At 62.6% G+C, this 23141-nt stretch carries 21 protein-coding genes; 9 read left to right on the forward strand and 12 right to left on the reverse strand.

Annotated features, from left to right (window positions below):
* Nucleotides 1-2: 2 nt before the first annotated feature.
* The 3 genes from REH34_RS26960 to REH34_RS26970 all read right to left on the reverse strand — a co-directional run bounded on the left by REH34_RS26960 (nucleotide 3) and on the right by REH34_RS26970 (nucleotide 3298).
* The gene (locus REH34_RS26960) at nucleotides 3-743 is read right to left on the reverse strand and encodes a gluconate 2-dehydrogenase subunit 3 family protein (protein ID WP_311969843.1); all 741 of its coding nucleotides are present in this window, start codon (nucleotides 741-743) and stop codon (nucleotides 3-5) included.
* Between the two features lie 556 nt (nucleotides 744-1299).
* Nucleotides 1300-2205, reverse strand: a complete 906-nt coding sequence (locus REH34_RS26965; RefSeq protein WP_311969844.1) for a carbohydrate kinase — start codon at nucleotides 2203-2205, stop codon at nucleotides 1300-1302.
* A 166-nt stretch (nucleotides 2206-2371) separates the two neighbouring features.
* Nucleotides 2372-3298 (reverse strand): LysR family transcriptional regulator, encoded by a 927-nt coding sequence (locus tag REH34_RS26970; protein ID WP_311969846.1) that lies wholly within the window; start codon nucleotides 3296-3298, stop codon nucleotides 2372-2374.
* A gap of 140 nt (nucleotides 3299-3438) precedes the next feature.
* On the opposite strand from REH34_RS26970, the gene REH34_RS26975 reads away from it, so the two are divergent.
* Both REH34_RS26975 and uvsE read left to right on the forward strand, forming a co-directional pair.
* Nucleotides 3439-4821: an MFS transporter gene (locus tag REH34_RS26975; RefSeq protein WP_226502147.1), complete on the forward strand. Its 1383-nt coding sequence runs from the start codon at nucleotides 3439-3441 to the stop codon at nucleotides 4819-4821.
* Nucleotides 4822-4908: 87 nt separating this feature from the next.
* Nucleotides 4909-5934: a UV DNA damage repair endonuclease UvsE gene (uvsE, locus tag REH34_RS26980; RefSeq protein WP_311969848.1), complete on the forward strand. Its 1026-nt coding sequence runs from the start codon at nucleotides 4909-4911 to the stop codon at nucleotides 5932-5934.
* Nucleotides 5935-6015: 81 nt separating this feature from the next.
* Here the strand turns inward: uvsE and REH34_RS26985 are convergent, their stop codons facing one another.
* Together REH34_RS26985 and REH34_RS26990 are read right to left on the reverse strand one after the other, a co-directional pair.
* Entirely contained in the window at nucleotides 6016-6408 is a 393-nt protein-coding gene (locus REH34_RS26985) for a response regulator (RefSeq protein ID WP_226502149.1), read from the reverse strand.
* Nucleotides 6405-9425, reverse strand: a complete 3021-nt coding sequence (locus REH34_RS26990) for an ATP-binding protein (protein ID WP_311969849.1) — start codon at nucleotides 9423-9425, stop codon at nucleotides 6405-6407. Before REH34_RS26990 ends, REH34_RS26985 begins: the two co-directional genes overlap by 4 nt.
* A gap of 394 nt (nucleotides 9426-9819) precedes the next feature.
* On the opposite strand from REH34_RS26990, the gene REH34_RS26995 reads away from it, so the two are divergent.
* A complete protein-coding gene (locus REH34_RS26995; RefSeq protein ID WP_311969850.1) occupies nucleotides 9820-11175 on the forward strand; it encodes an MATE family efflux transporter in 1356 nt (451 codons plus the stop codon).
* Nucleotides 11176-11236: 61 nt separating this feature from the next.
* Nucleotides 11237-11884 carry a TetR/AcrR family transcriptional regulator gene (locus REH34_RS27000; RefSeq protein WP_226502152.1) on the forward strand — a complete coding sequence of 216 codons (648 nt, stop codon included), beginning with the start codon at nucleotides 11237-11239 and terminating at the stop codon, nucleotides 11882-11884.
* Between the two features lie 27 nt (nucleotides 11885-11911).
* Here REH34_RS27000 and REH34_RS27005 read toward each other — a convergent pair whose 3' ends face one another.
* The 4 genes from REH34_RS27005 to REH34_RS27020 form a co-directional block, all read right to left on the reverse strand.
* On the reverse strand, nucleotides 11912-14659 hold the full coding sequence (locus tag REH34_RS27005) for a glycoside hydrolase family 3 C-terminal domain-containing protein (protein WP_311969851.1): 2748 nt from the start codon (nucleotides 14657-14659) through the stop codon (nucleotides 11912-11914).
* Nucleotides 14656-14898 (reverse strand): hypothetical protein, encoded by a 243-nt coding sequence (locus tag REH34_RS27010; protein ID WP_226502820.1) that lies wholly within the window; start codon nucleotides 14896-14898, stop codon nucleotides 14656-14658. The genes REH34_RS27005 and REH34_RS27010 overlap by 4 nt, the downstream gene beginning before the upstream one ends.
* Nucleotides 14899-15566: 668 nt before the next feature.
* Nucleotides 15567-16601, reverse strand: coding sequence for an FUSC family protein (locus tag REH34_RS27015; protein ID WP_311969853.1), 1035 nt, complete (start codon nucleotides 16599-16601; stop codon nucleotides 15567-15569).
* A 114-nt stretch (nucleotides 16602-16715) separates the two neighbouring features.
* The gene (locus tag REH34_RS27020; protein WP_260524621.1) at nucleotides 16716-16850 is read right to left on the reverse strand and encodes a hypothetical protein; all 135 of its coding nucleotides are present in this window, start codon (nucleotides 16848-16850) and stop codon (nucleotides 16716-16718) included.
* 266 nt (nucleotides 16851-17116) lie between these two features.
* On the opposite strand from REH34_RS27020, the gene REH34_RS27025 reads away from it, so the two are divergent.
* Nucleotides 17117-17377 (forward strand): hypothetical protein, encoded by a 261-nt coding sequence (locus tag REH34_RS27025; protein ID WP_311969854.1) that lies wholly within the window; start codon nucleotides 17117-17119, stop codon nucleotides 17375-17377.
* Between the two features lie 28 nt (nucleotides 17378-17405).
* Here REH34_RS27025 and REH34_RS27030 read toward each other — a convergent pair whose 3' ends face one another.
* Nucleotides 17406-17792 (reverse strand): low affinity iron permease family protein, encoded by a 387-nt coding sequence (locus REH34_RS27030; protein ID WP_226502156.1) that lies wholly within the window; start codon nucleotides 17790-17792, stop codon nucleotides 17406-17408.
* A 253-nt stretch (nucleotides 17793-18045) separates the two neighbouring features.
* Here REH34_RS27030 and REH34_RS27035 point away from each other — a divergent pair, with 253 nt between their 5' ends.
* Both REH34_RS27035 and REH34_RS27040 read left to right on the forward strand, forming a co-directional pair.
* A complete protein-coding gene (locus REH34_RS27035; RefSeq protein ID WP_311969855.1) occupies nucleotides 18046-18360 on the forward strand; it encodes an RcnB family protein in 315 nt (104 codons plus the stop codon).
* A 96-nt stretch (nucleotides 18361-18456) separates the two neighbouring features.
* Entirely contained in the window at nucleotides 18457-18729 is a 273-nt protein-coding gene (locus REH34_RS27040; protein ID WP_311969856.1) for a hypothetical protein, read from the forward strand.
* A 9-nt stretch (nucleotides 18730-18738) separates the two neighbouring features.
* Here REH34_RS27040 and REH34_RS27045 read toward each other — a convergent pair whose 3' ends face one another.
* Nucleotides 18739-19509, reverse strand: a complete 771-nt coding sequence (locus REH34_RS27045; protein ID WP_311969857.1) for an alpha/beta hydrolase — start codon at nucleotides 19507-19509, stop codon at nucleotides 18739-18741.
* A 274-nt stretch (nucleotides 19510-19783) separates the two neighbouring features.
* On the opposite strand from REH34_RS27045, the gene adhP reads away from it, so the two are divergent.
* Nucleotides 19784-20812: an alcohol dehydrogenase AdhP gene (gene adhP, locus REH34_RS27050; RefSeq protein WP_226502160.1), complete on the forward strand. Its 1029-nt coding sequence runs from the start codon at nucleotides 19784-19786 to the stop codon at nucleotides 20810-20812.
* 17 nt (nucleotides 20813-20829) lie between these two features.
* Here the strand turns inward: adhP and ssuD are convergent, their stop codons facing one another.
* The gene (gene ssuD, locus REH34_RS27055; RefSeq protein ID WP_226502161.1) at nucleotides 20830-21954 is read right to left on the reverse strand and encodes an FMNH2-dependent alkanesulfonate monooxygenase; all 1125 of its coding nucleotides are present in this window, start codon (nucleotides 21952-21954) and stop codon (nucleotides 20830-20832) included.
* A gap of 337 nt (nucleotides 21955-22291) precedes the next feature.
* On the opposite strand from ssuD, the gene REH34_RS27060 reads away from it, so the two are divergent.
* Complete coding sequence (locus tag REH34_RS27060; RefSeq protein ID WP_311969858.1) at nucleotides 22292-23137, forward strand: oxidoreductase; 846 nt, start codon at nucleotides 22292-22294, stop codon at nucleotides 23135-23137.
* Nucleotides 23138-23141: the final 4 nt, after the last annotated feature.

Below are 23141 nucleotides of genomic sequence, written 5' to 3' on the forward strand. Positions count from 1 at the left end.
GCTCATGCCCTCTCGCCGCGAATGGAAACGGCCGGGAAGGGATACGCTTCGTTGCGCTCCACCCAATCCATGAAATCGGCGCGTGCGCCAGGGAAGCCGATCTGGGTCCAGCCGACCATGCCTTTGTTGCCGCCGTGCACCGGGTCGCTGAAGAAGCCTTCGCGGCTGTTCTGCACCAGCAGGCTGAAGAATGCCTTTGCGGGCACTTCGTCGAAATGCAGCTCTCCGGACTCGATCTTGCTGAGAAACTGGTCTCGGGTAGCGCTGTCTTGTGCAGAAAATGTTTTGCCGTGTTGCGCTTTGCAAGCGGCCTCCGCAGCTTTGATGCCGAGGCGATAGATCTGTTGCGGCACCAATTGCAGTTGATAGCCCATCTCGGCGGGCGCATCGGTGACGAACGGACCTTGCATGTACCACAGTGCGCCAGTGGCAAACGGAGTGTTCATCTGGCGATCGATAAATTCCGGCACGCCGGCTTCCAGGGCGCCAGGGCCAAGCTCGTCGGCAGGGATGATGCGCGACACGGCGGCCTGGATGAAGTCCCACTCCTCGGCAGTAAAGAAACTGGGTTGGTAGTCGTCTTTAGGGGGAGTGGCTGGCACCTTGTGCTCGGGTGCGGCAGGGGCGGCGAGCAGCGATTGGGCGCCCATGCCCAGCCCGGTGCTGGCGACGGTGACAACGGGGATCAGGGTCAGGGTCTTGCGCAGGAACTCCCGGCGCGGGTTGTCTTCTCGATCGGACATGGTGGATCCTCATCAGCGGTTCAGGCGATGCGGCGACGTTGGCATGTTTTTATGGGGATATTATTAGAGTGGCGTGCGCAAGGACTTGGAACCAAGGCTGCGGCAATCAGCCGCGAAATCGGTCGGGCGCAAATGTAACCATTTGTGAGGCAAATTGAAACCGGTTTCAATTTGCCTGTGTCTTGTTGGATTGGGGGAGTGGTGCAAGCCTTGCCGGCCCCTTCGCGGGCAAGCCTTGCTCCCACAAGTGCATGCCGCATCAGCGCCGTACACCCGTAGGAGCAAAGCTTGCTCGCGAAGGGGCCGGTCCTGCTTGCCCAGCACCCTAGAATCTCCCACGTCGTACACCCGTAGGAGCAAAGCTTGCTCGCGAAGGGGCCGGTCCTGCTTGCCCAGCACCCTAGAATCCCCCACGCCGTACACCCGTAGGAGCAAAGCTTGCTCGCGAAGGGGCCGGTCCTGCTTGCCCAGCACCCTAGAATCTCCCACGTCGTACATCCGTGAGAGCAAGGTTGTGCGTTCGGCGGCGAAGAGGCCGCCAGCAGCAACGCAACCCTCACCTGGCAATTGAGCCCAGCAACGCTCTCACCTCAGCCGTAGTCGGCGCATGCGCGCCGGCTTGGCTGCACGAAACCGACGCGCAGGCCGCCGAAAAACGCAGACGCTCTTGATAATCACTGATCCCCAGCAACCCCGAGGCCAGCCAGCCGGCCATGCTGGCATCCCCGGCGCCCACGGTATCGACCACCTCGACCTTGATGGCTGCCTGTTCATACTCGCCCTCTAGCGTATGCAGCACCATGCCCTTTTCGCCGCGGGTGAAGAGGATCTGCGCCTTGGGGTTCAGTGCCCGCAGTTCGGCCAGCGCCTGGTGCTCGGTAAGGCCGGGATAGATCTGGCGCAAGTCTTCGTCCGAGAGTTTTATGATGGTGGCCAGCGCAACCATGGTCGGGAAGGTCTGCTCGCGGTAGGCGCTGTCCATCAGGTTGCGCCAGTTGGGGTCGTAGCTGATCTGCTTGCCGGCCTGGTGCGCCTGCCGGGCGATGGCGACCAGCTTGTCGCCGAGCGGCTGACGCGCCAGGCTGATGCAGCTGAAGTGGCAGAGTTGCGCGGCCTCGAGCCAGCCTTGTGGCAGCTTGGCGCCGTCGAAATGCAGGTCCGATTCGCCGGCGAAAAAATACCGGGGAGGGTGGCTGGAGGCGACGATGGCCACCAGCGGATCGCTGTCGACGCGCTGGATGAAGTCCATATCCAACCCCGCCGTACGGGACAGGCGCGCGATTTCATCACCCAGCGAATCACCGCTGATGGCGCCGGCAAAGGCGCTGCTCACACCTAGCTGGCTCAGGCCTCGGGCAACGTTCCACGGCGCCCCGCCGGGGTATCCCTGCCACTGCCCGGGGGCGCCTTGAACGATGTCGGTCAAGGCTTCACCGAAGACGACTACATGGGGCAATGCCATTTCTTGTTCTCCTGGGTTCGAGTTGCGTTTGCTCAGCAAGGGCTCAAGGGCACCTTTTCTATCGCGGTACGGCTTCTATGGGGGCTGTCTGGCGCAGCGCCAACCATACGTGGCCACTGCCGCATGTGACTAGTATCGCGTTGACGTCGCGCTGATACTTTTCTGATCACGCCGGTTCGGGGAAGTGCGGCTCGCCGGTCATGCGTTGCGCGCCAGCGAAATACGCCCCGGCCATCTGGATAAACGGCGCCACCGCCGGGTTGTCGTTGTCCTGGCGCGAGACCATGTAGATCTGCGCCATTGGGTCGGCATCGCGCAGGCGGCGAAATTGCAGCTGGCCGGGGTATAGATGACGGGCCGCAGCGGGGACGATGGCGACCCCCAGGCCCGCGCGCACCAGCCCCAGGATCGAGTGCGTCTGGCCCAGGTAGTAGCGGTAGCGCGGGCTGACCCCGGCCATGGCGAACAGGCCGGCGATGCAGTCATGGAAATAACGGCCTTCGTCTGGCGAATACATCACGAAAGGCTGTTCATCGAGGTCCGCAATCGCGATCGTGGCATGCGCCGCCAATGGATGCTCGTTGGCCATGACCACCAGCAGCGGTTCCTGGCTGATGAGTTGATAATGGAAGTCCGCTGCGGAGCTGGACCAGCGCACAAAACCGATGTCCAGCATGTTCGCCTCCAGCGCCTGGATCTGCGCCCCGGAGACCATCTCGCGCAAGTCCACACGCACATCCGGCAGCGCGGTATCCGCGCACTCCAGCAAGCCGGGGATCATGCGGTAGCTGCTGACGGCGGTGAAGCCCAGCAGCAACTGGCCGACCTCGCCGCGCTCCAGGCGCCGCGCGCTGTCGGCGGCCTGCTCGGTATAGGCCAGTACGTGGCGGGCATCGCGCAAAAAGTGCTGCCCGGCAATGGTCAGCTTGACCCTGCGATTGCTGCGCTCGAGCAAGGTCACCCCTAGCGAACGCTCGAGCAGTTGGATCTGCCGGCTGAGGGGCGGTTGGGTCATGAACAGGCGGCGCGCGGCGCGACCGAAATGCAACTCGTCGGCGACCATCACGAAGCAACGCAGTTGATGAAGTTCCATGATTCAATTCTTGTATTGATCGATTCAGTGTCTATGTTAGACGCGCATCACCACTTTTCCTACTCTGGCTGCAATCTGCGGGCTTTACGCGCCCGCAGTCATAACAACACAGCCCTCCATGCAGGGGGCCGGAGAGCCCTATGAATGCCAAGACCGCTTCCCTGGCGGTGCCGATCGCCGAGGCCAAGGTGGGCCGCCGCCGCTTCGTCATCCTCTCGCTGATCTTTATCGTCACCGTCCTCAACTACGCCGACCGCGCCACCATGTCGATCGCCGGTACCGGCGTGATCAAGGACCTGGGGCTCGATCCGATCATGCTCGGGATGATCTTTTCGGCGTTTGCCTGGGCCTATGCGCTGGGGCAGATCCCTGGCGGTTGGCTGCTGGACAAATTCGGCGCCCGGCGCGTGTATGGCTGCAGCTTGGCACTATGGTCCGTGTTCACGATGCTGCAAGGCACCGTCGGCTGGATCGGGCTGGTCGGCTCCACGGCGGCCATCACCTTGTTCGGCATGCGCTTCATGCTCGGGCTGGTAGAGTCGCCGGCGTTCCCGGCCAACAACCGTATCGTCTCGTGCTGGTTCCCGACCAGCGAGCGCGGTACCGCGTCGGCGTTGTTCAACTCGGCGCAGTACATGGCGGTGGTGGTGTTCGCGCCGCTGATGGCATGGTTGACCCACACCTTGGGCTGGGAGCACGTGTTCCTGTGGATGGGTGTGCTGGGCCTGGTGGCCACGGTGTTCTGGTTCGTGCTGTACCGCGAACCGCTGAGCGATCCGCACCTGCGCGAGTCGGAACTGGCCTATATGCGTGAAGGCGGCGCGCTGGTGGACCTGGAGGCCAATCGCAAGGCGATCAAGCCCAAACTCAAAGCCGCTGAAGTCATGCAGCTGTTCAACAACCGCACCCTGTGGGCGATTTATCTGGGGCAGTACTGCATCACCGCGTTGACGTACTTTTTCATCACCTGGTTTCCCATTTACCTGATCAAAGGCCGCGGCATGACCATCATGGAGGCCGGCTGGGTGGCGGCGTTGCCGGCGATCTGCGGGTTTTCCGGTGGCGTGCTCGGCGGCGTAGTGTCCGACTACCTGATTCGCCGGGGCATGCATCCGTCACGGGCACGCAAGACGCCCTTCGTCTTCGGCATGGCGCTGGCGAGCAGCCTGGTGTCGGCCAACTACGTCGACGCCAACTGGATGGTCATCGCCTTGATGGCTCTGGCGTTCTTCGGCAAGGGCCTGGCTGCGGTGGGCTGGGCGGTGCTGTCCGACACCGCGCCCAAAGGCATGGTCGGCTTGAGCGGCGGGGTGTTCAATGGCATCGGCAATATCGCCGGGATCGTCACGCCGGTGGTGATCGGCTTCTTCGTGGCCGCGACCGGTTCGTTCAACTCGGCACTCTGGTTCGTCGCCGCCCATGGTCTGATCGGTATCTTTGCCTACGTGGTGCTCGCGGGACGTTTCGAGCGCGTGGAAATTGCCCCGGCGGCTGATGGGCCCAAGGTCGCAAGCGCGACTTGACACTTTGGCTGTCGAGCGTGAATGAGTACTCTGGGCGCGCAGGTTGTCTGAACCTGAACTTTATCTCTGCGCGCCACAGGACCTTCGATGACTTACCCCCGTATCGGCTTTGCCTGCATGTACCGCCACCCTGAGCGGAACCTGTCGGCCAGCCAATTGAAACTGGCAGAGACTCCCTTCAACCCGCGCACCACCACCTTGCGCTGGATGGATAGCGTGACGCCGCAGGTGGCCCAGGACAAGCTGATCGAGGTGGTAACCCACAACCTCGCGGCGCAACTGCGCCTGCTGGCCTACACCGCCGAGCTGCCCGCGCCGTTGCGCATGGTGCGCCTGAGCAGCGATTTGCTGCCGTTCTACAGCCACGTCAAGGTTCGCGACTTCTATCGGCAACCGGCCATTCAAGCCTGGCTCGGCGAAGGCTTCGCCGCCATCGGCGCGCTGGCGCGCCAGGCGCAGATCCGCCTGTCGTTCCACCCCGGGCAATATTGCGTGCTCGGTTCGGACCGGCCCGAGGTGGTCGAAAACAGCCTCGCCGAATTCGAATACCACGCCGACATGATCCGCATGATGGGCTACGGCGTGCGTTTCCAGGACCTCAAATGCAACGTGCACATCGCCGGCCGCCTGGGGGCCGAAGGCATCCGGGGCATCTGGTCGCAGCTCTCCGAGGTGGCGCGCAACTGCATCACCTTCGAGAACGAAGAAAAGACCTACGGCGTCGACGACTGTCTGCAATTGGCCGACCTGGCGCCCGTGGTGCTCGACATTCACCACTGCTGGATCAACGAGAACGACTACATCGCGGTAGACGATCCGCGCGTCGAGCGCATCATCGACAGTTGGCGCGGCGTACGCCCGACCATGCACTACTCGCAGCCGCCCGAGCACCTGCAGGCGCTGGGATTTTCAGCCGAGCACAAGCTCGAGATGCCGGCGTTGCTCGAGGCGGTGAACAAGCGCGACCTTTACGCCCATAGCGACCGCATGTGGAACCGCTGGACCAATGAGTACGCGCTACAGTTCTTGCCACGGTTCGACATCATGTTCGAGGCCAAGGACAAGAACCTGGCGACGTTGGCGTTTTATGAGGAGTATCTGGTGGGTCCCTGATTGTGTGGCCAGTGTTGAGTTGTGCGCGCATCAGCGGATGGTTGGCGTGAACTCGGTCTGCGCATGCCGTTTGCACAAGGCTCAGCCATGGCCACTGCCGGGCGGCAGCAGTTCATTCAACGCATCGCTCAGCTGCCCCATGCTGAACGGCTTGGCCACACAGTCGCGATCCGCCCAAGTCTCAGGAATGCCTAGCCGGCCATAGCCGGTACAGAAGATGAACGGGATGCCTCGATGGGCAATCTCGGCGGCGATCGGGAACGAAGTGCCGCCGATGATATTGATGTCCAGAATCGCCAGGTCATAATCCCCTGTGCGGGCGTATTCTACCCCTTCGCTCAGGGTGCTGGCATGGCGGGCGGTCGCGTAGCCGAGCTCTTCGAGCATGGTCTCGATGAGCATTGCGAGCATGGTCTCGTCCTCGACGATAAACACTTTGGGGCGCAGCAGTTGCTCGTTGACCGACAGGCTCATGAATCGCCGTCCGCTTTTTCTAGCCAGGGCAGGGTCATGCACCAACTCAGCCCTGTGGCGGCGAACCGCACCTGGGCGGTGCCGTTGAGCTCGCGCTCGATACTGCGGCGGATCAGTCGAAAGCCGAAACCTTCGAAGGTGGTTGCGGCGACGGGCGGCCCGTCGGCTTCAAGCCAGTGAAGTTTCAAGGTGCGGGGGCTCGTGGCGGCGTTCAAGGTGGCCGTCAGGGTGATGTGTCCACCCGGTGATGAGTGCAGCGCCGAAAGCGCCCCATGCTGCACGGCGTTGGCCATCAGCTCGTGAAACACCATCGACAGCGACAGCGAGGTTCTGGGTTCCAGCGTGACCGGGTCGCCGAGCAACAGGATCCGACGGGTGCCCCCGTCGGTTCGCTGCAGTTGCGCAATCAAATCCTCCAGCTCGCTGGACAGCCACTCTGCCCGCGCAAGGGCATCGTGGGCCTGGCTCAGGGCCAGGAGGCGGGCATCGAAACTCTGCCGAAACGTCGCCAGTGAATCGGAGTTGCTGGCGGTCAGGGACGCAATCGCCTGCACTGTCGCCAAGGTGTTTTTCACCCGATGATTGAGCTCGTTGAGCAACCCCGCGCGGGTGGCGCGATTCTCCAGTTGCTGGCGCTCGAGTTTGCCCGAAATCGACTGGGCCAGGCGCGCGGTCGTGCCGCTCTGCTTGAGTACCACTCGTTCGTTAGCGGTCACCGGCCCTGAGTGAGCGGGCACGCTGAAGGTGAAGACGCTGCCGCAACCGGGGTCGCTATGGGCCCACAGGCGACCGCCGTGGGCCGCGACGATGCCTTGCGAGATATACAGCCCCAGGCCATTGCCACGCGGATTGCCTTCCTTGGCCGACCAATAGCGCTGGAATATATACGGCAGGTTCTGCGCCGGGATGCCAATGCCGTTGTCGGCCACCTTGAACAGCACATCACCGCCGTCGGCAATCACATCGATATCGATGGTACCGCCCTGCGGCGTGAACTTGATCGCATTGCCGACCAGGTTGGACAGCACCTGGAAAATGCGCTCCGGATCGGCATCGATCACCAGGCCGTCGGCCGCGGTGCAATTGAGTTCGATCTGCTTGGCGTTGGTCAGGGTCACCAGCAACGCGCAGGTTTCTTCCAGCAGGCCGGTGACGCTCAGCGGCTGGCGGGACAGCTGGTAGCGGCCGGCTTCGATCCTGGCGGTGTCGAGCAGGTCTTCGAGCAGGCTGTTGATGCGCGTCGTGGCGTTTTCGATGGTGCCCAGGGCGCGGCGAATGTGGCGGTTTTCGAGTGAGCTGTCGCTGACCGCCCAGCGTTGCATCATCCCGCATTGCATGATGATGATCGACATCGGGTTGCGCAGGTCATGGGAGACCACCGCCACCAGTTCGTCGCGCATGCGCACGGCCTCTTGCTCGCGCCGCACTTGGCGTTCCAGGTCGTGCTCAAGCGCCGAACGGCGAATATCCTCGGCGGCATACAGATCGCCTCGGGACCACGGTTGGGCGATGCCGACGACTTGTTCTTCCCACATGTCGAACGATTGCCGTGGATGCAGGCGCTGGCTCGCCGCGCCGACAGACCCAGGGTGCAGGTGGTCGGCCGGATTGCCACTCCACTGCATGCTGGAGGTGAGTTGCGGGCGGAACCATATCACTGCGTTGTCCACGGGCTTGGGCAGCACGAAGGCGATGACGCCGCTGGCCACGTCTCGGTAAGCCGCAGCGGGCGGGTGTTCCTGTTGCAGCGCGGCACTATGGAACAGGCCCAGGCCTTGCAGCCCCTGGGTGCGCTCGTTGAGCTTTTTGCGGGTCAGGCCGACATCGCGGATCCACTGGTGCAAGACGCGGACCTGCACGGGCGTCGGGCAACTACCGAACAACTGCAGGTCATCGTCGATCAGCACCGCCACGCCAGTGGCCTGGGGCAGGGATTGCAGCAAGTCGGCGCGTGTCGCCAGCCCGGCGAGGATTTCCCGGTCGGCGCTGGCCATGGCTTCGGCCAACTGCCCGAGCATCAGAACCTTGCCTTCGCGACCCTGCTGTATCTGACTGGCGAAGATGGCGCAGATCTTCACCGACAGCAGTTGGCCGATCAGGGCGCAGGCGTCGCGGTATTCGCGCGGTACCAGCAACGGGGCAGGGTGACTGCAGGTGATCAGCCCCCAGAGTTCGCCGTCCTCCAGCAGCGAGATACTCATCGCGGACTGCACGCCCATGTTCTTCAGGTATTCGCAGTGCACCGGCGACACGCTGCGCAGGGTCGAGAAGCTCAAGTCCAGCGGTTGTCCGGTATCCGGTCGCAGCACAGGCACCAGCGGCACCGGCACGTAGGTGGCATCGGGGATCACCCGGATCCAGTTCAGGCGATACAGCGCCCGCGCCTGGGCGGGGATGTCCGAGGCCGGGAAATTCAGCCCGCTGTAGCTGGGCAGGCTGCCGGTCAGCGCTTGGGCCACCACCTTGCCGTGGCCCTCGGGTTCGAAGCGATAGATGATGACTCGGTCATAACCGGTCAACGCTTGAATCTCGTGCACGCTGATATCGAACAGCGTCTCCAGGGTGCTGGCGGCCTGCAAGTTGCGCAGCACACGGGTGATGGTCCTTGATTGCTCCTGCGCCGGCTGCACGAAGGGCTCGAGTTCGATGATCAGCAAGTGTTCATGGCGGTGCAGCGCAGCGCTGTAGTCGGCCTCGCCAAAACTGACGCGGAGGGGGTCGCCATCGGCGCTCGGCCCTTGGGCATACGCCTGCTCGATCAATTGCGCCTGATGCGCCGGTATCAACGACGACAGGAGCATCCCCAGCAGCGCGTCACAGTCGAGCCCTGATGCGCCAGCGCAATTGGCACTGACCTGCTGGATCCGCAGGGGCTGGCCGGCCAGGCTGAGCAACAGGCCGTGGGGCTGTATGGCACCGGGTACACGAATGGGCTCGTCGGCGCAGGCGGCCAGCGCGGCGTCGAGTGCGGCGTCGATTGGGGGGGCGCTGCGTACCTGCGGTGTGTGCTCGAGCATGGCGCGAACTCCAAGGGTTTTCAGGTGGGTACGGCTGGGCGCTGCAATCGGCAGGCGGATCGATGCAGTGAGGTTTTCAGCCGGCCACAGTGAAGCAGGGGCAGTCAGAGGCCCGGATGGACGCGCAAGGCTCTGCGAGGTTACCGCGAAGGTGCGGCGTGAAGACGTGGGGATGGCAAGCCGGCTTGATGAGGGTACGGACAGCGTGGCCTGCCTGAGGACGCGTCACCATAACAGGACATTGGGCCTTGCGTATGGTCTTTGGTCGATCTGCGCTGGCCGCCGTTCGGGCACTGGCGTATCGTTCGCACCGCGCGGGCGTTCGGCAAGGCCCGCAGGCCCGAAAACGGCCACCGTGAATGCCTTGCCAGCCTCTTCAGTTCGAGTACCGACAATGACGCTTGCCCGCGCCAGATTTACCCAGGGCTCTGTTGCTGGCCATCTGATCGAGACCGCCAGTACCAGCGCAGTGAGCCTGCTCGCGGTATTTCTGGTCGATATTTTTACCCTGATCTATGTGTCCAGGCTCGACGATCAGGTCGCCTTGGCGGCCGTCGGCCTGGCCAAGATGCTGATGTTCATCAACAGTGCCTTCGCCTCCGGGGTGGTCACCGCAGCCGGTGCGGTGCTGTCCGCGCGTATCGGCAAGCATGCGTCGCGGGCGCTGGCGCAGTGGGTCACGCACTTGTTGCTGATGGTGCTGGGTGTCGCTGCCGGGGTCGCGGTCATCGAGTGGTTGGCGGTTGCGCACCTGGGCCAGTGGCTGGGGGCCGGTGCCGACACCTATCAGCGCGCCCGGCAGTTTATCGCCATCGTGCTGCCCTGCAGCGTGCTGGCGGCGGCCATGCAAATGTGCGCGCAGATGCTCAGGGCCCAAGGCCATGTGCGTGCGGCATTGCTGGTGCCGCTGGCAGGAGCGATCACTTTGGCGGTGGCCGACCCGTTGTTCATCTTTGCGTTCGGCTGCGGGCTGGAGGGGGCTGCGATTTCTTACGGGGTGTCCACTGTGGTGGCGCTGGCCCTCGGCCTGGCGTTGGTACGGCGGCATATCGGCGTGTCGCCTGCCGTGCGTTTCAAACACCTCAAGCTGCATGTTGGCCTGACCTGGCCCATCGCATTGCCGGCCATGCTCGCCAACCTCGCCATGCCGGTAGGCATCACCTATCTGATGCTGGTGCTCACGGGGCTTGGCGCTTCGGCCCTGGCGGGCATGGCGGTGATCGATCGGATCCTGCAGTTCGGCTATTGCGCATTCTTTGCCTTGCCCAGCGCCCTGGTGCCGGTGCTAGCGCAAAACCTGGGGGCCGGGCTGGATGGGCGCGTGCGTACCGCCATCCGGGTGATCCGCAGGCTGGTGGTGGGCTATGGTTTGTCGATATGGCTTTTGCTGATAGTGTTCGGGCCCTGGATCGCCGATTACTTCCACCTGGTGGACGACGGGCGCGCCATGTTTTTAGCGTTCACGCGATTCGGGGCGGGGCTGTGGATCCTTTACGGGCTGGACTTCGTCGCCCAATCGATGTTCCTGACCCTGTCCCGCGCCTGGTGGGTCCCGGCGTTTGGCTGGTTGCGCGGTACCTTGGGCACCGTGCCGTTCGTGTACGCGGGCAGCCAGTGGTACGGCGCCAGCGGCGCACTTGTCGCGATGTGGTGCGGCAACGCGCTGGTGGCGCTGTTGGCGATACTGACGGCTGCGGTTCAGGCCCGGCGGTTTTTTCAGGCGCGCGAGCCCGTGCTCGGCCGCCCTTGACCCTAAGATCGGGCCGCTGCCAGAGCGAGCAGTCAGTACGGCCAACAGTTAACGGAATTCAATGCCAGTGACGGATACTCAAAACGACGCTCCAGCGTCCCCCGCACCAAAGCGCCGCCGCGCGCCAAAAGGCGAAATGCGCCGTATGGCCTTGCTCGACGCGGCCACCGAAGTGTTCGCCCGCGACGGCTACCTGGGCGCTTCCATGCGCGACGTCGCCGATATTGCCGGGATCACTACCGTCGGTTTGCTGCACCACTTTCCCAACAAGGTTGCCCTGCTGCGCGCCATGCTTGATCGGCGCGACGAACGCGTGGTCGAGCGCTTCGGCGATCTGGATACCGCGCCGACAGTGGAAGGGTTCGTGAAGTTTCTCAAGCTGAGCATGAGCTTCAGCGTCGAGGACGCGCGCGAGTGCCAAGCCTCGGTGATGATCAATACCGAAAGCCTCTCGGACAAGCATCCGGCGTTTGCCTGGTATCAGGAAAAGTTCGAGATCGTCCACGGCCATGCGCAGGCGCACCTGGCATCGCTGGTCGAAGCAGGGGAGATACGCCCGGGCGTCGACGTGAAAGCCTTGGCCCAGGAGATCTTTTCAATGATGGATGGCTTGCAGATCCAATGGCTCAGGGGCCGCAAGCGTGTCGACGTCATGGCGGTCTTCGACGTCTACCTGCAGCGCCTGGCCAGGGATCTCAAGGCCGGCTGAAGGGCTCGTCCGTGAGCCCTGACACCCTTAGTAGGTTTGCGCGGTGTTGACCTGCACTGCCTTGCGCAGCGGGATCGGCAGCGGGTTGCTGTCGCGAGTGGTCAACTGCTCAGGATAGAGCGTGGTCAAGGTCTGGCTCAGCGACAGGTCGTCGGAGTCGGTACCTACGCGGATCTTGAACTTGCCGGCATCGACGTTCCAGCTGTCGGTGTTCTCCACGTAGTAGGCCAGCGAGCGCGAGTCGAGCGGAATGCTCACCGTCTTGCTCTCGCCAGGCTTGAGGTACACCTTGGTGAAACCCTTGAGCTCTTTCTCCGGGCGATCGACCGCCGCGTTGACCGGTTGCACGTACAGCTGTGCGACTTCGTAGCCGGCCTTGTCGCCGGTGTTGGTCAGGGTGAACTTGGCGTTGATCGTGGCCCCAGGGGTCAGCACGTTGGACGACAGTTTCAGGTCGCTGTAGCCGAACGTGGTGTACGACAGACCGAAGCCGAACGGGTACAGGGGCTTGGTGTGGTTCTTGTCATACGCGCGGTAGCCCAGGTACAGGCCTTCGCTGTAGGTCATGCTGGTCAGGGCGCTGTCGCCGCGGTACGCCGCAGGGTCCGGATAAGAGGCGTAGCTGGCGTTGTCCTCGATGTTCTTGTCGATGGTGACCGGCAGCTTGCCCGACGGATTGACCTTGCCGTAGAGGATCTCGGCCAGTGCCTGACCGCCTTGCTGGCCCGGTAGCCAGGCTTGCAGGGAGGCGCCGACTTTTTTCGCCCACGGCTGCATGTTCGCCACGCCGCCGCCGTGCATGACCACGACGGTGTTGGGGTTGGCCTTGGCCACGTAGCTGATCAGCTCGGCCTGTTGATCGGGCAGATCGAAGCCATGGTCGGAGCCTTCGCCTTCGTTTTCGTAGTTGGTGCCGACGGCCACGACCACGGCATCATATTTGGCCAGATCCTTGGGTGGACGCAACGCTGCCCAGCTCATCTGTACGCCCGCCAGGCCGCCCAGTGCCGGGGTGAAGTTGGCCGCAGAGCGACGGTATTCGAGCTTGACCGTGTACTGTTTGCCCGCCACCAGCGCGGCGGTCTTGCCGGACGTGACGATGGCGTTGACCACGTCGCCGGAGTGCGGCACGCCGTCGCTGTCGATCACCAGTTCGTCGTTGACCCAGACCTTGTAGGGGCCGTCGGCGCGGACTTTGAACACCTGCACGCCGGAAACCGTCGGCTTGATCTTGGCCGTGAAGCGCGCCGAGAAGGCACCGGCGGTCGGGGTGAAACCAGACACCGCAGTGGTGCCGGCGTTGGTGACGTTGGTGCTGGTCGTCCAGTTGAAGTTCACGCCGGGTTCGACGCGGGTCAGCGCCGGATCACCCGAGAAGCTGGTGTTGGCGTAGTACTCGGCCTTGACGCCCGAGTTGCTGATGCCGCTGCTGCCGGTGGCCGGCTGGTACCACACCGACGCCTGCGGGTTGAGGCTCAGGTCCGACAGGTAGGTGACGTTCGCGCTGCTCGAGGCCAGTTGCTGCAAGCCGCTCAGCTCGGTGACGTAGCTGTTGGGCGGCGAGTTGGCGGTGCCGAACGGTGAGGCCGGCGCCTGGGCGGCCCAGTCACCGATCACCGCGATGTTGGCGGATTTGGCCAATGGCAACAGGGGCTTGCCGGTGCTGGTGTTTTCGTTGCGCAGCAGCACGATGGCTTCGCGCGCGGTATCCAGCGCCGCGCGGGCGCCGTATTCGGTGTGCACCAGGGTCTGTGCGGTGTTCGGGTGTTCCTGCAGGTCGTAGCTGACGATCCCGCGCAGGTTGCGCTTGACCTTGTCGTCGATGACGTTCTGGGTCAGCTGTCCGCTCCACAGGTACGGCATCAGGTTGGCTTCGGTGAATTGCAGGCCCGACGGCATGTCGATGTCGGTGCCGGCCCAGGCGCCCTTGAAGGCATCATGGATGGCGTTGAAGTCACTGATCACCATGCCTTGATAGCCCCACTCACCTTTGAGCACCTCGGTGATCAGGTGGTGGTTTTCGCAGGCGTAGTCGCCGTTGATCTTGTTGAATCCGCACATGATCGAAGCGACGTTGGCGTTCTTGACCATCGATTCGAAGCCCGGCAGGTACAGCTCGCGCAGGGTGCGTTCGTCGACGATGACGTTGAGCGCCTGGCGGTTGGCTTCCTGTTCGTTGGCCAGGTAGTGCTTGCCGCTGGCCTGGATGCCTTGGGCCTGGATGGCGTTGACCACTGCCGGGGCGAGGACGGCGCCGAGGAACGGATCTTCACCGCTCAGGTACTCGGCCGAGCGACCGCCGTACGGGGTGCGGTACAGGTTGGCGCCGGGTGAGAGCATCTGCTGGCCGCCGGAGATACGGGTTTCGTAGGCGATGGCCAGGCCGAACTCTTTGGCGCGGTTGATGCTCCAGGTCGCCGCGAGTGCCGACTGCGACGGGTACGCGGCGCCGAAGGTGGCGTTGTTGACGTGCACGCCCATGGACGAGTCATAGGCGACCGTGCCCTGGATGCCCCACTTGAGCAGCGACGGGATCATGTGCCCGTCGTTGACGCGGGTGAAGTTGATTTTTTCCGACTGGCTCATGTTGTCGAGGATCGAGCTGACGCGGGCCTCGACGGCGTTACCGGTGGCGGGCGTGACTTCGGCCAACGCCAGATTGGCCTGGCCAATGCTGAAGGCCAGCAGGCTCAGGCCCAAGGTCTGTTTGAAAGCGGACACGGCATAGGTCCTTTTAGGTGCAGCGAACGAAAGGGCAGGGCACGCAGGGTTCATGGCTGTTGCACCTGGGTCGGGGCATCGTCGGTGGCCACGGGTGCATCCAGCAGAGTTGCAGAGCTTTTCTGGGCGGTCTGGGTGATCTTGGATACGCCCGAAAGTTGATCGCGTTGAGCCTCTACCTGCTCTCGGAGATTCTGTCCGGAAGTGGAAGTCGAGGATGCAGAAGTTGAATCTGCAGCGAGCACGGAGAAACTTTGGGCGCAAAGTAATATTGCGCCCACTACAGGCAGCATGGGACGGATCATCGATACTGTCTCGATCAGTGGAAGAGGCTTCAATAGGTCGACCTGGGGCAGGGGTTGTCCCGAAGTAGGTCGAAGCTTAAGTCCCGATGATGCACTTTAAAGTTCATTGCTCGCAAAGATATTTTTGTTCAACGAAAAAATACAGCGAAAAAAATCGAAGGCGAGGGGGGTGGATGGCTATGACGGAGAGGGTTTGATGTCAGTTTGTCGCCTGTATTGGCTAAAAATACCTAAAAAATCAAAAAAAATAGCAATTACTAATCGATAAAATAGGGTTATTCAGAATATTATTGCTATACATAAACCTAGTTGCTATTAGGTTTAAGGTTCTGGTAGGCTTGCGCTGCAATGATTTTAGCCATTGATGATTCGCGACTATTTGCTGCGGTTAGTAGTCGCTTAGTTGATTAAATAATGAAGCGAAAAACTCGATAGCTCGCGGCGATGATATTTAAGAATGATTGGAGGCCAGGCTTGAACGGGTAAAGGTTCACCCTTGAGTCGGTTGCTTCGCGTCAGCTTTGAATTGCATTGAACAGCCTGATGCCAATACCCAGGCAATCGCATATAGGTGACGGCATGGTAATAAGCAACGGCCTGAGGACTATTGCGTCAACCGTGTGCGCAAGCTTCTTCTGATCGCACTGGACGCGGTGTCAGGCAGCTTGGCGCTCATTTCGCTGCCGTGCCAGATGCACTCCCAGCCAGGTTTCGAGGCTTAGCAATACGATCGCCAGGCCGCCGCCGATGCAGGTCGCGGTCATCCGGTCCACCGCCGCCTGCCACTCGGGCGCGCCACCCAGTGCTGCGGTGGTGATCACCGTGGCGGTGACGAACAGGGTGAACAAGCTGTAGCGCCCGCCCTGCACGCCGTAGGCCATGAATGCACAGAGCAGGCCGACGGCACCCATGCCCGCGCCACTGATCCCCCAACCCCCCAGCCCGGCGGCGAGCAGGCATCCCCCTAGTGTGCCGACCATTCGCGCCACGCCGCGTTTGAGTGTGTCGGTAGGGTGCGCCTTGAGTACCACCAGCGCGGTCATCGGCGCCCAATAACCGTGTTGCAGGCCCATGTGGTGGACCAGCAACAGGCACAGGACGACCACGGAGGCGCAATACGCGCCATAGCGCTGTAGGCGAAAACGCCCGAGCACGCTGGTGCGCAGCTCGGCCAGATTGGCCCGCAAGCTGTGATGGGCGAGCAGCCCCTGAGTCGCTGACAAAAACCAGGCGCAGAGCACGAAGGTGGCGATTTCAACCGCCGCGCCGAGCAGGATGAACATCGCCCGATGATCAGCTGCCTGCACATTGCCAGGGAAGGCGCCGGCCACCAGCAAGGCGATCGACCACTGCAGGGTGATCCACCACAGCGCGTCGTCGATCGCCGACATCAGGGCACAGATTGCTGCCATCAGTGCCGCCGCCAGGCACAACAGCCAGAAGTGGTTACCCAGCAGCGAACCAAACCACGCGGCCGCGCCCATTCCCACGGCGACGCTCAGCATCGGCGCCAAGGGATAGTCGGTGAGCTTCTTGAACGCGCCAAAGCCGACTGTAAAAGCGCCACTGAGTGCCAGCAAACACACGGACAGGTGCTGGCCGGACAACAGGCCGGTGACCATGATCGCTATCAAACCGGGCATGCACGCCAGTGCCAGCGGCCATTGTCGAGACGGAGGGAGGGATGCCATGAATACTGCCTTGAGAACTCCTGTCATCCGACCGGGGCCGGTGGCGGGTGTTCCCGGCCCCATGCCGATCTCCCTCGCGGCAGAGCGGCGGCGCAATCCGACGCAGTCAACGCCCTATTCTATGCTGCAGATCCAGCGATGATCATGCCGATAGGGCGCGCGGATGAAGTGCACATCGCACACCCGGATCAGGCCGCGCTGCTTGAGGGTGTCGGTCAGTTGCACGAGTGTTTCTGCTTCGATAGTCATGGCGCTTACCTCGTCGCTTTTTACAGGTCAAACGAACTGTGTACCTAAATCTGGACCTAGCGCGATTTTGGAAAATTCATTATTTATTCGCCGCCGCCCGACCACGATGTCCGCAGATACCCCGGCCCACTTGCGCAAACGCGCTGAATGACACATTCGTCACGTTGCCTTCACCTCTCTCTCCCATACCCTGCCGATCCGGACCTCCTCTGATCAGCCGTGGATCGTGCCTTGCGCCTGATCCAGTCCACACCGCGCCGATTCGCTTGAACATCATCGGCAGCGAGGCACAGCTCGGCTGTGGCGTGCTGGTGCAGACGCGCAAGGAGGTGCCGGTGCGGCCCGATGTGCTCGATCCCCAGGCGTTGCCGTCGACCCTGGCGACGTTGGTCGGCCACCCGCTGCGCGGCGCCAGCTGGGAATCCAATTCCATCGGCGAGCAGGTGATCCAGGCGGTGGCCACGGGGCAGGCGTTGATCAGTCAGTTGCAGACGCAACCGGCGGGGGTGCTGGAGCCAGCGCTTTGATGTGAGTGTCGACGATGGGCGCAGTCCGCTATTCAAGCCGGGTTTCGGACTCGCTCACCTCGATCGTTTCGTTTTCCCCGACTTTGCGGTATTCCTTGCGAATGGTCTTGAGGGCCTTCTCGTCCAGCTCGTCCAGATTCAATACGGCGTTCTGCGCTTCCTTGGTGGCTCGCAGCAATTCGTCGATCTTGATGTGCAAGATGTCGTTGTCGCGGTTTTGCGTGTTCTGAATCAGGAACACCATCAAGAACGTGATAATGGTGGTCGAGGTGTTGATGATCAGCTGCCAGGTGTCGTTGTAGTGAAAGTACGGCCCCGTGGCCGCCCAGACCACGATCAGCACGATGGCGGTGGCAAAAGTGCGAGGGCTGCCTGACTTGATGGCCAGGGCCTGTGAAAAATTACTGAATGTCATGGGTTCAACTCTGAATGACCAATACAATTCAGACCGGCGCGGCAAGCGAAAATTTCTCTGTAGGGGCATTGATTCGTATAACAAATTCTTCATCCGGCGGCCTGATGGAACCGATATCGGTGCATGGAATTCGGCGATTGCACGCAAATAGATGGAAATATTGCGCGGCGCACGGGTCGATAGCTGGAGAGTCGTGAAATCGACCGGGCCGCCGCAGTGGTGGCTGTACCCCCGATGCCAAAGGAATTCTGTCATGACCGTTAAACGATACTTCGCGCCTTTCGCCTTGCTGGCCCTGTTCAGCCTGGGCGTCCCCGCTTTTGCTGCAACCGACACTAGCGTCACCCTGGATCGGCCTGGGGTCGGCTCTCATGAGATCAAAGAGGGCGACAAGGCCCCGGATGAATACAAGCGCAAGGAGTTGGCGCTGGGCGACTGGAAGAAACGCCATCTGGCCGCGCCGGGGGAGAACGAGCAGTGGGTCGAGATCAAGGACAAATACGTGCTGGTGAATATTCCCAACGGCACCATCAAGCAGATGATCGACAAGTCGGCGGTGCACGAGTAGCCTTTGGACCCCCCAGACTGCTCCATCGCTGATACGAAGGTATGCAAACGCTGGCAATAAAGCGCACGCTGCGCGCAATCCCCTGCCAGGACCGTTATGTACACTCTCGAGCAATACCGTTCAGCCAGCCTCGAAGCGCAGCTGAACGTCCGATACGCCCATGAACGGCTGTTGGATATGTCATCCCAAGGGAAGATATCCGGTCAGCTGTTCAGGGAGCGCCAGCAGTATCTGACCCGGTGTATCGATGAGTGGCGGGTGCTGTCCGAAGGCCTGCTCACCCAGGTGCAATGGCGCCAGTCACAGGCTCACCTGGATAGTCAGCCCGCAGTGCTGCTCGGCCGCCCATCTCGTGCGGCGCAAACCTGAGGCTGGCGATCAATCCACATGGGCGGCCTGCACGATCTCCTGAGCAAAGTCGAGCATTAGCCGTGACAACGCCTGGGGTGTCTGCAACGGCATCAAGTGCCCGGCCCCGGGGATGATCTCGACGCGATGATTGGGCAGGTGCGCCAGGGTCGTGCGGCGCTGCTCATCCGCACCTGGGACCTGCTGGTCATCGGCGCCACAGATCAGCAGCGTCGGGCAGTCGAGTACGCCGAGGCGCTCGCTCCAGTCCTCGCGGCTGCCGCGGTCGACCCACGCGCGCCAGGCCACCAGATTGACCCGCTGGGCATCGGCGATGGCCACCTCGCGGATAGCCTCCGGCAGAGGGTGAGCGCTGGCCTGGTCGACAAAATCCTCAGCCTGGAAGCGTGTCTTGGTATAGGCGCGCTGACTGTCGCGATCGGCATCGCTCATGGGCTGCGGGGTAGGCGGCGAGGGCGCGACCAGAATCAATCCGGCCAGATACTCGGGACGACGCGAGGCGAGCACCAGTGCGACTTTGCCGGTCATCGAGTGCCCCACCACAATGCACTGAGTCAGACCCAACGCACGAATCGTGGCGTCGACCTGGTCGGCCATGGCGCTGACACTGTAGCCCGGTACCTCGGCGGCGTCGCCGAAGCCCGGGGTGTTCAAGGCAACGCAGTAGTGGTGCTCGTCGAGATAGGGCAGGGTGGGGAACCAGGTGCGATGCGATCCGCCGAGGAAATGCAGAAGCACGAAGGCGGGGGAGCCTTGACCTTGTTGGCTGTGGGCGAGCATTTGCTTCTCCAGTGGGACAGTCCGGCGCAGGGCGCGATTTCGGCCCTGATACGTCTTGGCCGCTCTTGTTCATGCGACTGCGGGACGTACGCCCCGGTTCGGTTTTTTGCTCGGCCACTCGCGCTATGGCGCGCCGGTTTCGGTGGGTTCATCGGACCGCCATGGCTGCCTGGAGCATGGGGTCGTTAGCCAAAGGTAGGGGGGGCGGGGCAATTTTTGCCGACTATAGTCATCGGCGCACGCCCTTCATAACCACAAGAAAAGGATGCCACCCATGCAAAAGACCATGAAAGCTGCGGTCGTTCACGCCTTCGGCAAACCGCTGGAAATCCGTGAAGTCCCGGTCCCTACGCCCGCCTACGGCCAGGTGCTGGTCAAGATCGCCGCCTCGGGCGTCTGCCACACCGACCTGCACGCCGCTGAGGGCGACTGGCCGGTCAAACCCAATCCGCCGTTCATTCCGGGCCACGAAGGCGTCGGCCATGTGGTTGCGGTCGGCCAAGGGGTGACCCATGTCAAGGAAGGCGACCGTGTCGGTGTGCCTTGGCTGTACTCCACCTGCGGGCATTGCGAACACTGCCTGGGCGGATGGGAAACCCTTTGCGAGAAGCAGGAAAACACCGGCTATTCAGTCAATGGCGGCTTTGCCGAATACGCCCTGGCCGATGCCGGCTATGTCGGGCGCCTGCCGGACAATGTCGGCTTTATCGAGATCGCGCCGATCCTGTGCGCAGGCGTCACCGTGTACAAGGGCCTGAAGATGACCGAGGCCAAGCCTGGGCAGTGGGTGGTGATTTCCGGTATCGGCGGCCTCGGCCACATGGCCGTGCAGTACGCCAAGGCCATGGGCCTCAACGTCGCCGCCGTGGACATCGACGACGGCAAGCTGCACTTGGCCAAGCGCCTGGGCGCCGAGGTGGTCGTCAACGCGCGCGAGCAGGACCCGGCCGCCTATCTCAAGAAAGAGATCGGTGGTGCCCATGGTGCGCTGGTCACCGCGGTATCGCCGATCGCTTTCAAACAGGCCATCGGCATGACCCGTCGCGGCGGCACCATCGCCCTCAACGGCCTGCCACCGGGTGATTTCCCGATCTCGATCTTCGACATGGTGCTCAATGGCACCACTGTGCGCGGCTCCATCGTCGGTACCCGCCAGGACCTGCAGGAGGCGCTCGATTTTGCCGGTGAAGGCAAGGTCAAGGCAACGGTGTCGACAGAAAAACTCGAGAACGTCAACGCCGTGTTCGATCGCATGCGCGAAGGGCAGATCGAAGGGCGTGTGGTGATTGATCTGCAGAGCTGACTGACACGCGCCGGGCGTCAATCGTTGCGCCCGGCCCGCACATCGAACGCACCACCGGTCATGGCGCCATCCACCGTGACCTTCTGCTTGCCGGGCAACAACGGGAACAGTAGCTCGGCCACGCGATAGGCTTCTTCCAGATGCGGATAGCCCGACAGCACGAAGCTGTCGACGCCCAGTGCAGCGTATTCCAAAAGGCGCGCAACCACGGTCTCAGGATCGCCCACCAGCGCGGTGCCGGCGCCGCCGCGAACCAGGCCGACGCCCGCCCATAAATTGGGCGACACCTCCAGTTGATCCAGGCGCCCGCCGTGCAATGCCGCCATGCGCCGTTGGCCTTCGGAGTCCATGCCGGCGTAGTTGGCCTGGGCTGCGGCGATGCTGGCCGGGTCGAGATGGCTGATCAGCTCGTCTGCGGCGGCCCAGGCCTTGGCGTCGGTCTCGCGCACGATGATGTGCAGGCGCACGCCGAAACGCACGGTGCGGCCATGGGCGGCGGCGCGGGTGCGTACGTCGGCAATCTTCTCGGCGACGGCGGCCGGCGGCTCGCCCCAGGTCAGGTAGGTGTCGACATGCTTGGCCGCCAGTTCATGGGCCGCAGGTGACGAACCACCGAAATACAGCGGCGGGTGCGGGCGCTGCACCGGCTCGAAGAAATTGCGCGCGCCCTGGACCTTCAGGTGCTTGCCCTCGAAGTCCACTCGCTCGCCTTGCAGTAGACGCCGGATGATCTGCAGGTATTCGTCGGACGCCTCGTAGCGCTCGTCATGACTATAGAACACGCCATCAGCCGCCAGCTCGACCGGATCGCCGCCCGGCACCACATTGAGCAACAGCCGACCGCCGCTGGCCTGATCCAGCGTGGCGACCTGGCGCGCCGACGCCGTGGGGTTGCCCAACGAGGTACGCAAGGCCACCAGCAGCTTGATGCGTTGCGTCACTGGCACCAGGCTGGCGGCCGTGACCCACGGGTCCAGGCAACTGGCGCCCGTCGGAATCAGCAAACCGTCGAAGCCCAATTGATCCGCCGCCACGGCGATCTGGCGCATGTACCCACTGGTTGCCGGCCGGCCGCTGGCGGAATTGCCCAGATAGCGGGTATCGCCGGAGGTGGGCAGGAACCAGAAGATGTCGAGACTCATTGTGTGATCCTTGGATAGTCGCAGGATGCTCAGATGGCAGGGCGCGGTGGAGGTGTGATGATCTGCAGACGTGCAGGCTTGCATGGAGCAATTCCTATGCCGGTCAGTAAGCCCTTTGGAATCAAGCGGATAGCGCACTGTGGAGCGCATTGCTGTTGCTGTGCAAGCAGTGCTGCTGATCAGGTGTTGCTGTGCGGTCAGTTGTGGGCTCGAATCGATACCGCCGCTCGAGCGCCTACGCTGATAGAAATAGGCAAGCCTCATAGATAAACCGGCATTTCTGCCCGCCCTGATCCTGACTACTCTGATCGCCACCCCATCCGATTGGAGCCTCCCCATGAGCGATCACAAAACCCTGTTCATCACCGGCGTCAGCAGCGGGTTCGGCAATGCCCTGGCGCAAGAAGCCATCGCCGCCGGCCATCGCGTCATCGGTACGGTGCGCAACGACGCCGCCTTGCAAGCGTTCCAGGCCTTGTCCCCGGAGCTGGCGTATGGCGTGATCCTCGACGTCACCGATTTCGCCCGCATCGATACAGTGGTCGCTGACGTCGAAGCCACCCACGGCCCGGTCGATGTGCTGGTCAACAATGCAGGCTATGGCCATGAAGGGATCTTCGAAGAGTCATCCCTGGAGGAGATGCGCCGTCAGTTCGACGTCAATGTGTTCGGCGCCGTGGCGGTCACCAAGGCCTTCGTGCCGTATTTTCGCCAACGCCGCGGCGGGCATATTCTCAATATCACGTCCATGGGCGGCACCATCACCATGCCCGGCATCGCCTATTATTGCGGCAGCAAGTTTGCCCTGGAGGGCATCTCCGATACCCTGAGCAAAGAGTTGCGGCCGTTCAACATCTTCGTCACTGCGGTGGCGCCGGGATCGTTTCGCACCGATTGGGCCGGCCGTTCAATGCAGCGCACACCGCGCAGCATCGCCGACTACGATGCCAGCTTCGACCCGATCCGCCAGGCACGCGAAGCAAAGAGCGGCAAGCAATTGGGCGATCCGCAAAAGGCCGCGCAGGCCATGTTGCAGATCATCGCCAGCCCGACACCGCCCGCCCATCTGCTGCTGGGCAGCGACGCGCTGGGGCTGGTGCGCGACGAACTCAAACGCGCCGCCAGCGAAATCGATCAATGGGAAGCGCTGACCCGTTCCACCGATGGTCAAGTGTCAGCCTGAGGCC

This window comes from Pseudomonas baltica, assembly GCF_031880315.1.
GTDB lineage: Bacteria > Pseudomonadota > Gammaproteobacteria > Pseudomonadales > Pseudomonadaceae > Aquipseudomonas.

Excerpts from the sequence above, each read along its gene's own strand:
- REH34_RS26960 (WP_311969843.1), bottom strand. The coding sequence starts at position 743 with ATGTCCGATCGAGAAGACAACCCGCGCCGGGAGTTCCTGCGCAAGACC.
- REH34_RS26965 (WP_311969844.1), bottom strand. The coding sequence starts at position 2,205 with ATGGCATTGCCCCATGTAGTCGTCTTCGGTGAAGCCTTGACCGACATC.
- REH34_RS26970 (WP_311969846.1), bottom strand. The coding sequence starts at position 3,298 with ATGGAACTTCATCAACTGCGTTGCTTCGTGATGGTCGCCGACGAGTTG.
- REH34_RS26975 (WP_226502147.1), top strand. The coding sequence starts at position 3,439 with ATGAATGCCAAGACCGCTTCCCTGGCGGTGCCGATCGCCGAGGCCAAG.
- uvsE (WP_311969848.1), top strand. The coding sequence starts at position 4,909 with ATGACTTACCCCCGTATCGGCTTTGCCTGCATGTACCGCCACCCTGAG.
- REH34_RS26985 (WP_226502149.1), bottom strand. The coding sequence starts at position 6,408 with ATGAGCCTGTCGGTCAACGAGCAACTGCTGCGCCCCAAAGTGTTTATC.
- REH34_RS26990 (WP_311969849.1), bottom strand. The coding sequence starts at position 9,425 with ATGCTCGAGCACACACCGCAGGTACGCAGCGCCCCCCCAATCGACGCC.
- REH34_RS26995 (WP_311969850.1), top strand. The coding sequence starts at position 9,820 with ATGACGCTTGCCCGCGCCAGATTTACCCAGGGCTCTGTTGCTGGCCAT.
- REH34_RS27000 (WP_226502152.1), top strand. The coding sequence starts at position 11,237 with ATGCCAGTGACGGATACTCAAAACGACGCTCCAGCGTCCCCCGCACCA.
- REH34_RS27005 (WP_311969851.1), bottom strand. The coding sequence starts at position 14,659 with ATGAACCCTGCGTGCCCTGCCCTTTCGTTCGCTGCACCTAAAAGGACC.
- REH34_RS27010 (WP_226502820.1), bottom strand. The coding sequence starts at position 14,898 with ATGCTGCCTGTAGTGGGCGCAATATTACTTTGCGCCCAAAGTTTCTCC.
- REH34_RS27015 (WP_311969853.1), bottom strand. The coding sequence starts at position 16,601 with ATGGCATCCCTCCCTCCGTCTCGACAATGGCCGCTGGCACTGGCGTGC.
- REH34_RS27020 (WP_260524621.1), bottom strand. The coding sequence starts at position 16,850 with ATGACTATCGAAGCAGAAACACTCGTGCAACTGACCGACACCCTCAAG.
- REH34_RS27030 (WP_226502156.1), bottom strand. The coding sequence starts at position 17,792 with ATGACATTCAGTAATTTTTCACAGGCCCTGGCCATCAAGTCAGGCAGC.
- REH34_RS27035 (WP_311969855.1), top strand. The coding sequence starts at position 18,046 with ATGACCGTTAAACGATACTTCGCGCCTTTCGCCTTGCTGGCCCTGTTC.
- REH34_RS27040 (WP_311969856.1), top strand. The coding sequence starts at position 18,457 with ATGTACACTCTCGAGCAATACCGTTCAGCCAGCCTCGAAGCGCAGCTG.
- REH34_RS27045 (WP_311969857.1), bottom strand. The coding sequence starts at position 19,509 with ATGCTCGCCCACAGCCAACAAGGTCAAGGCTCCCCCGCCTTCGTGCTT.
- adhP (WP_226502160.1), top strand. The coding sequence starts at position 19,784 with ATGCAAAAGACCATGAAAGCTGCGGTCGTTCACGCCTTCGGCAAACCG.
- ssuD (WP_226502161.1), bottom strand. The coding sequence starts at position 21,954 with ATGAGTCTCGACATCTTCTGGTTCCTGCCCACCTCCGGCGATACCCGC.
- REH34_RS27060 (WP_311969858.1), top strand. The coding sequence starts at position 22,292 with ATGAGCGATCACAAAACCCTGTTCATCACCGGCGTCAGCAGCGGGTTC.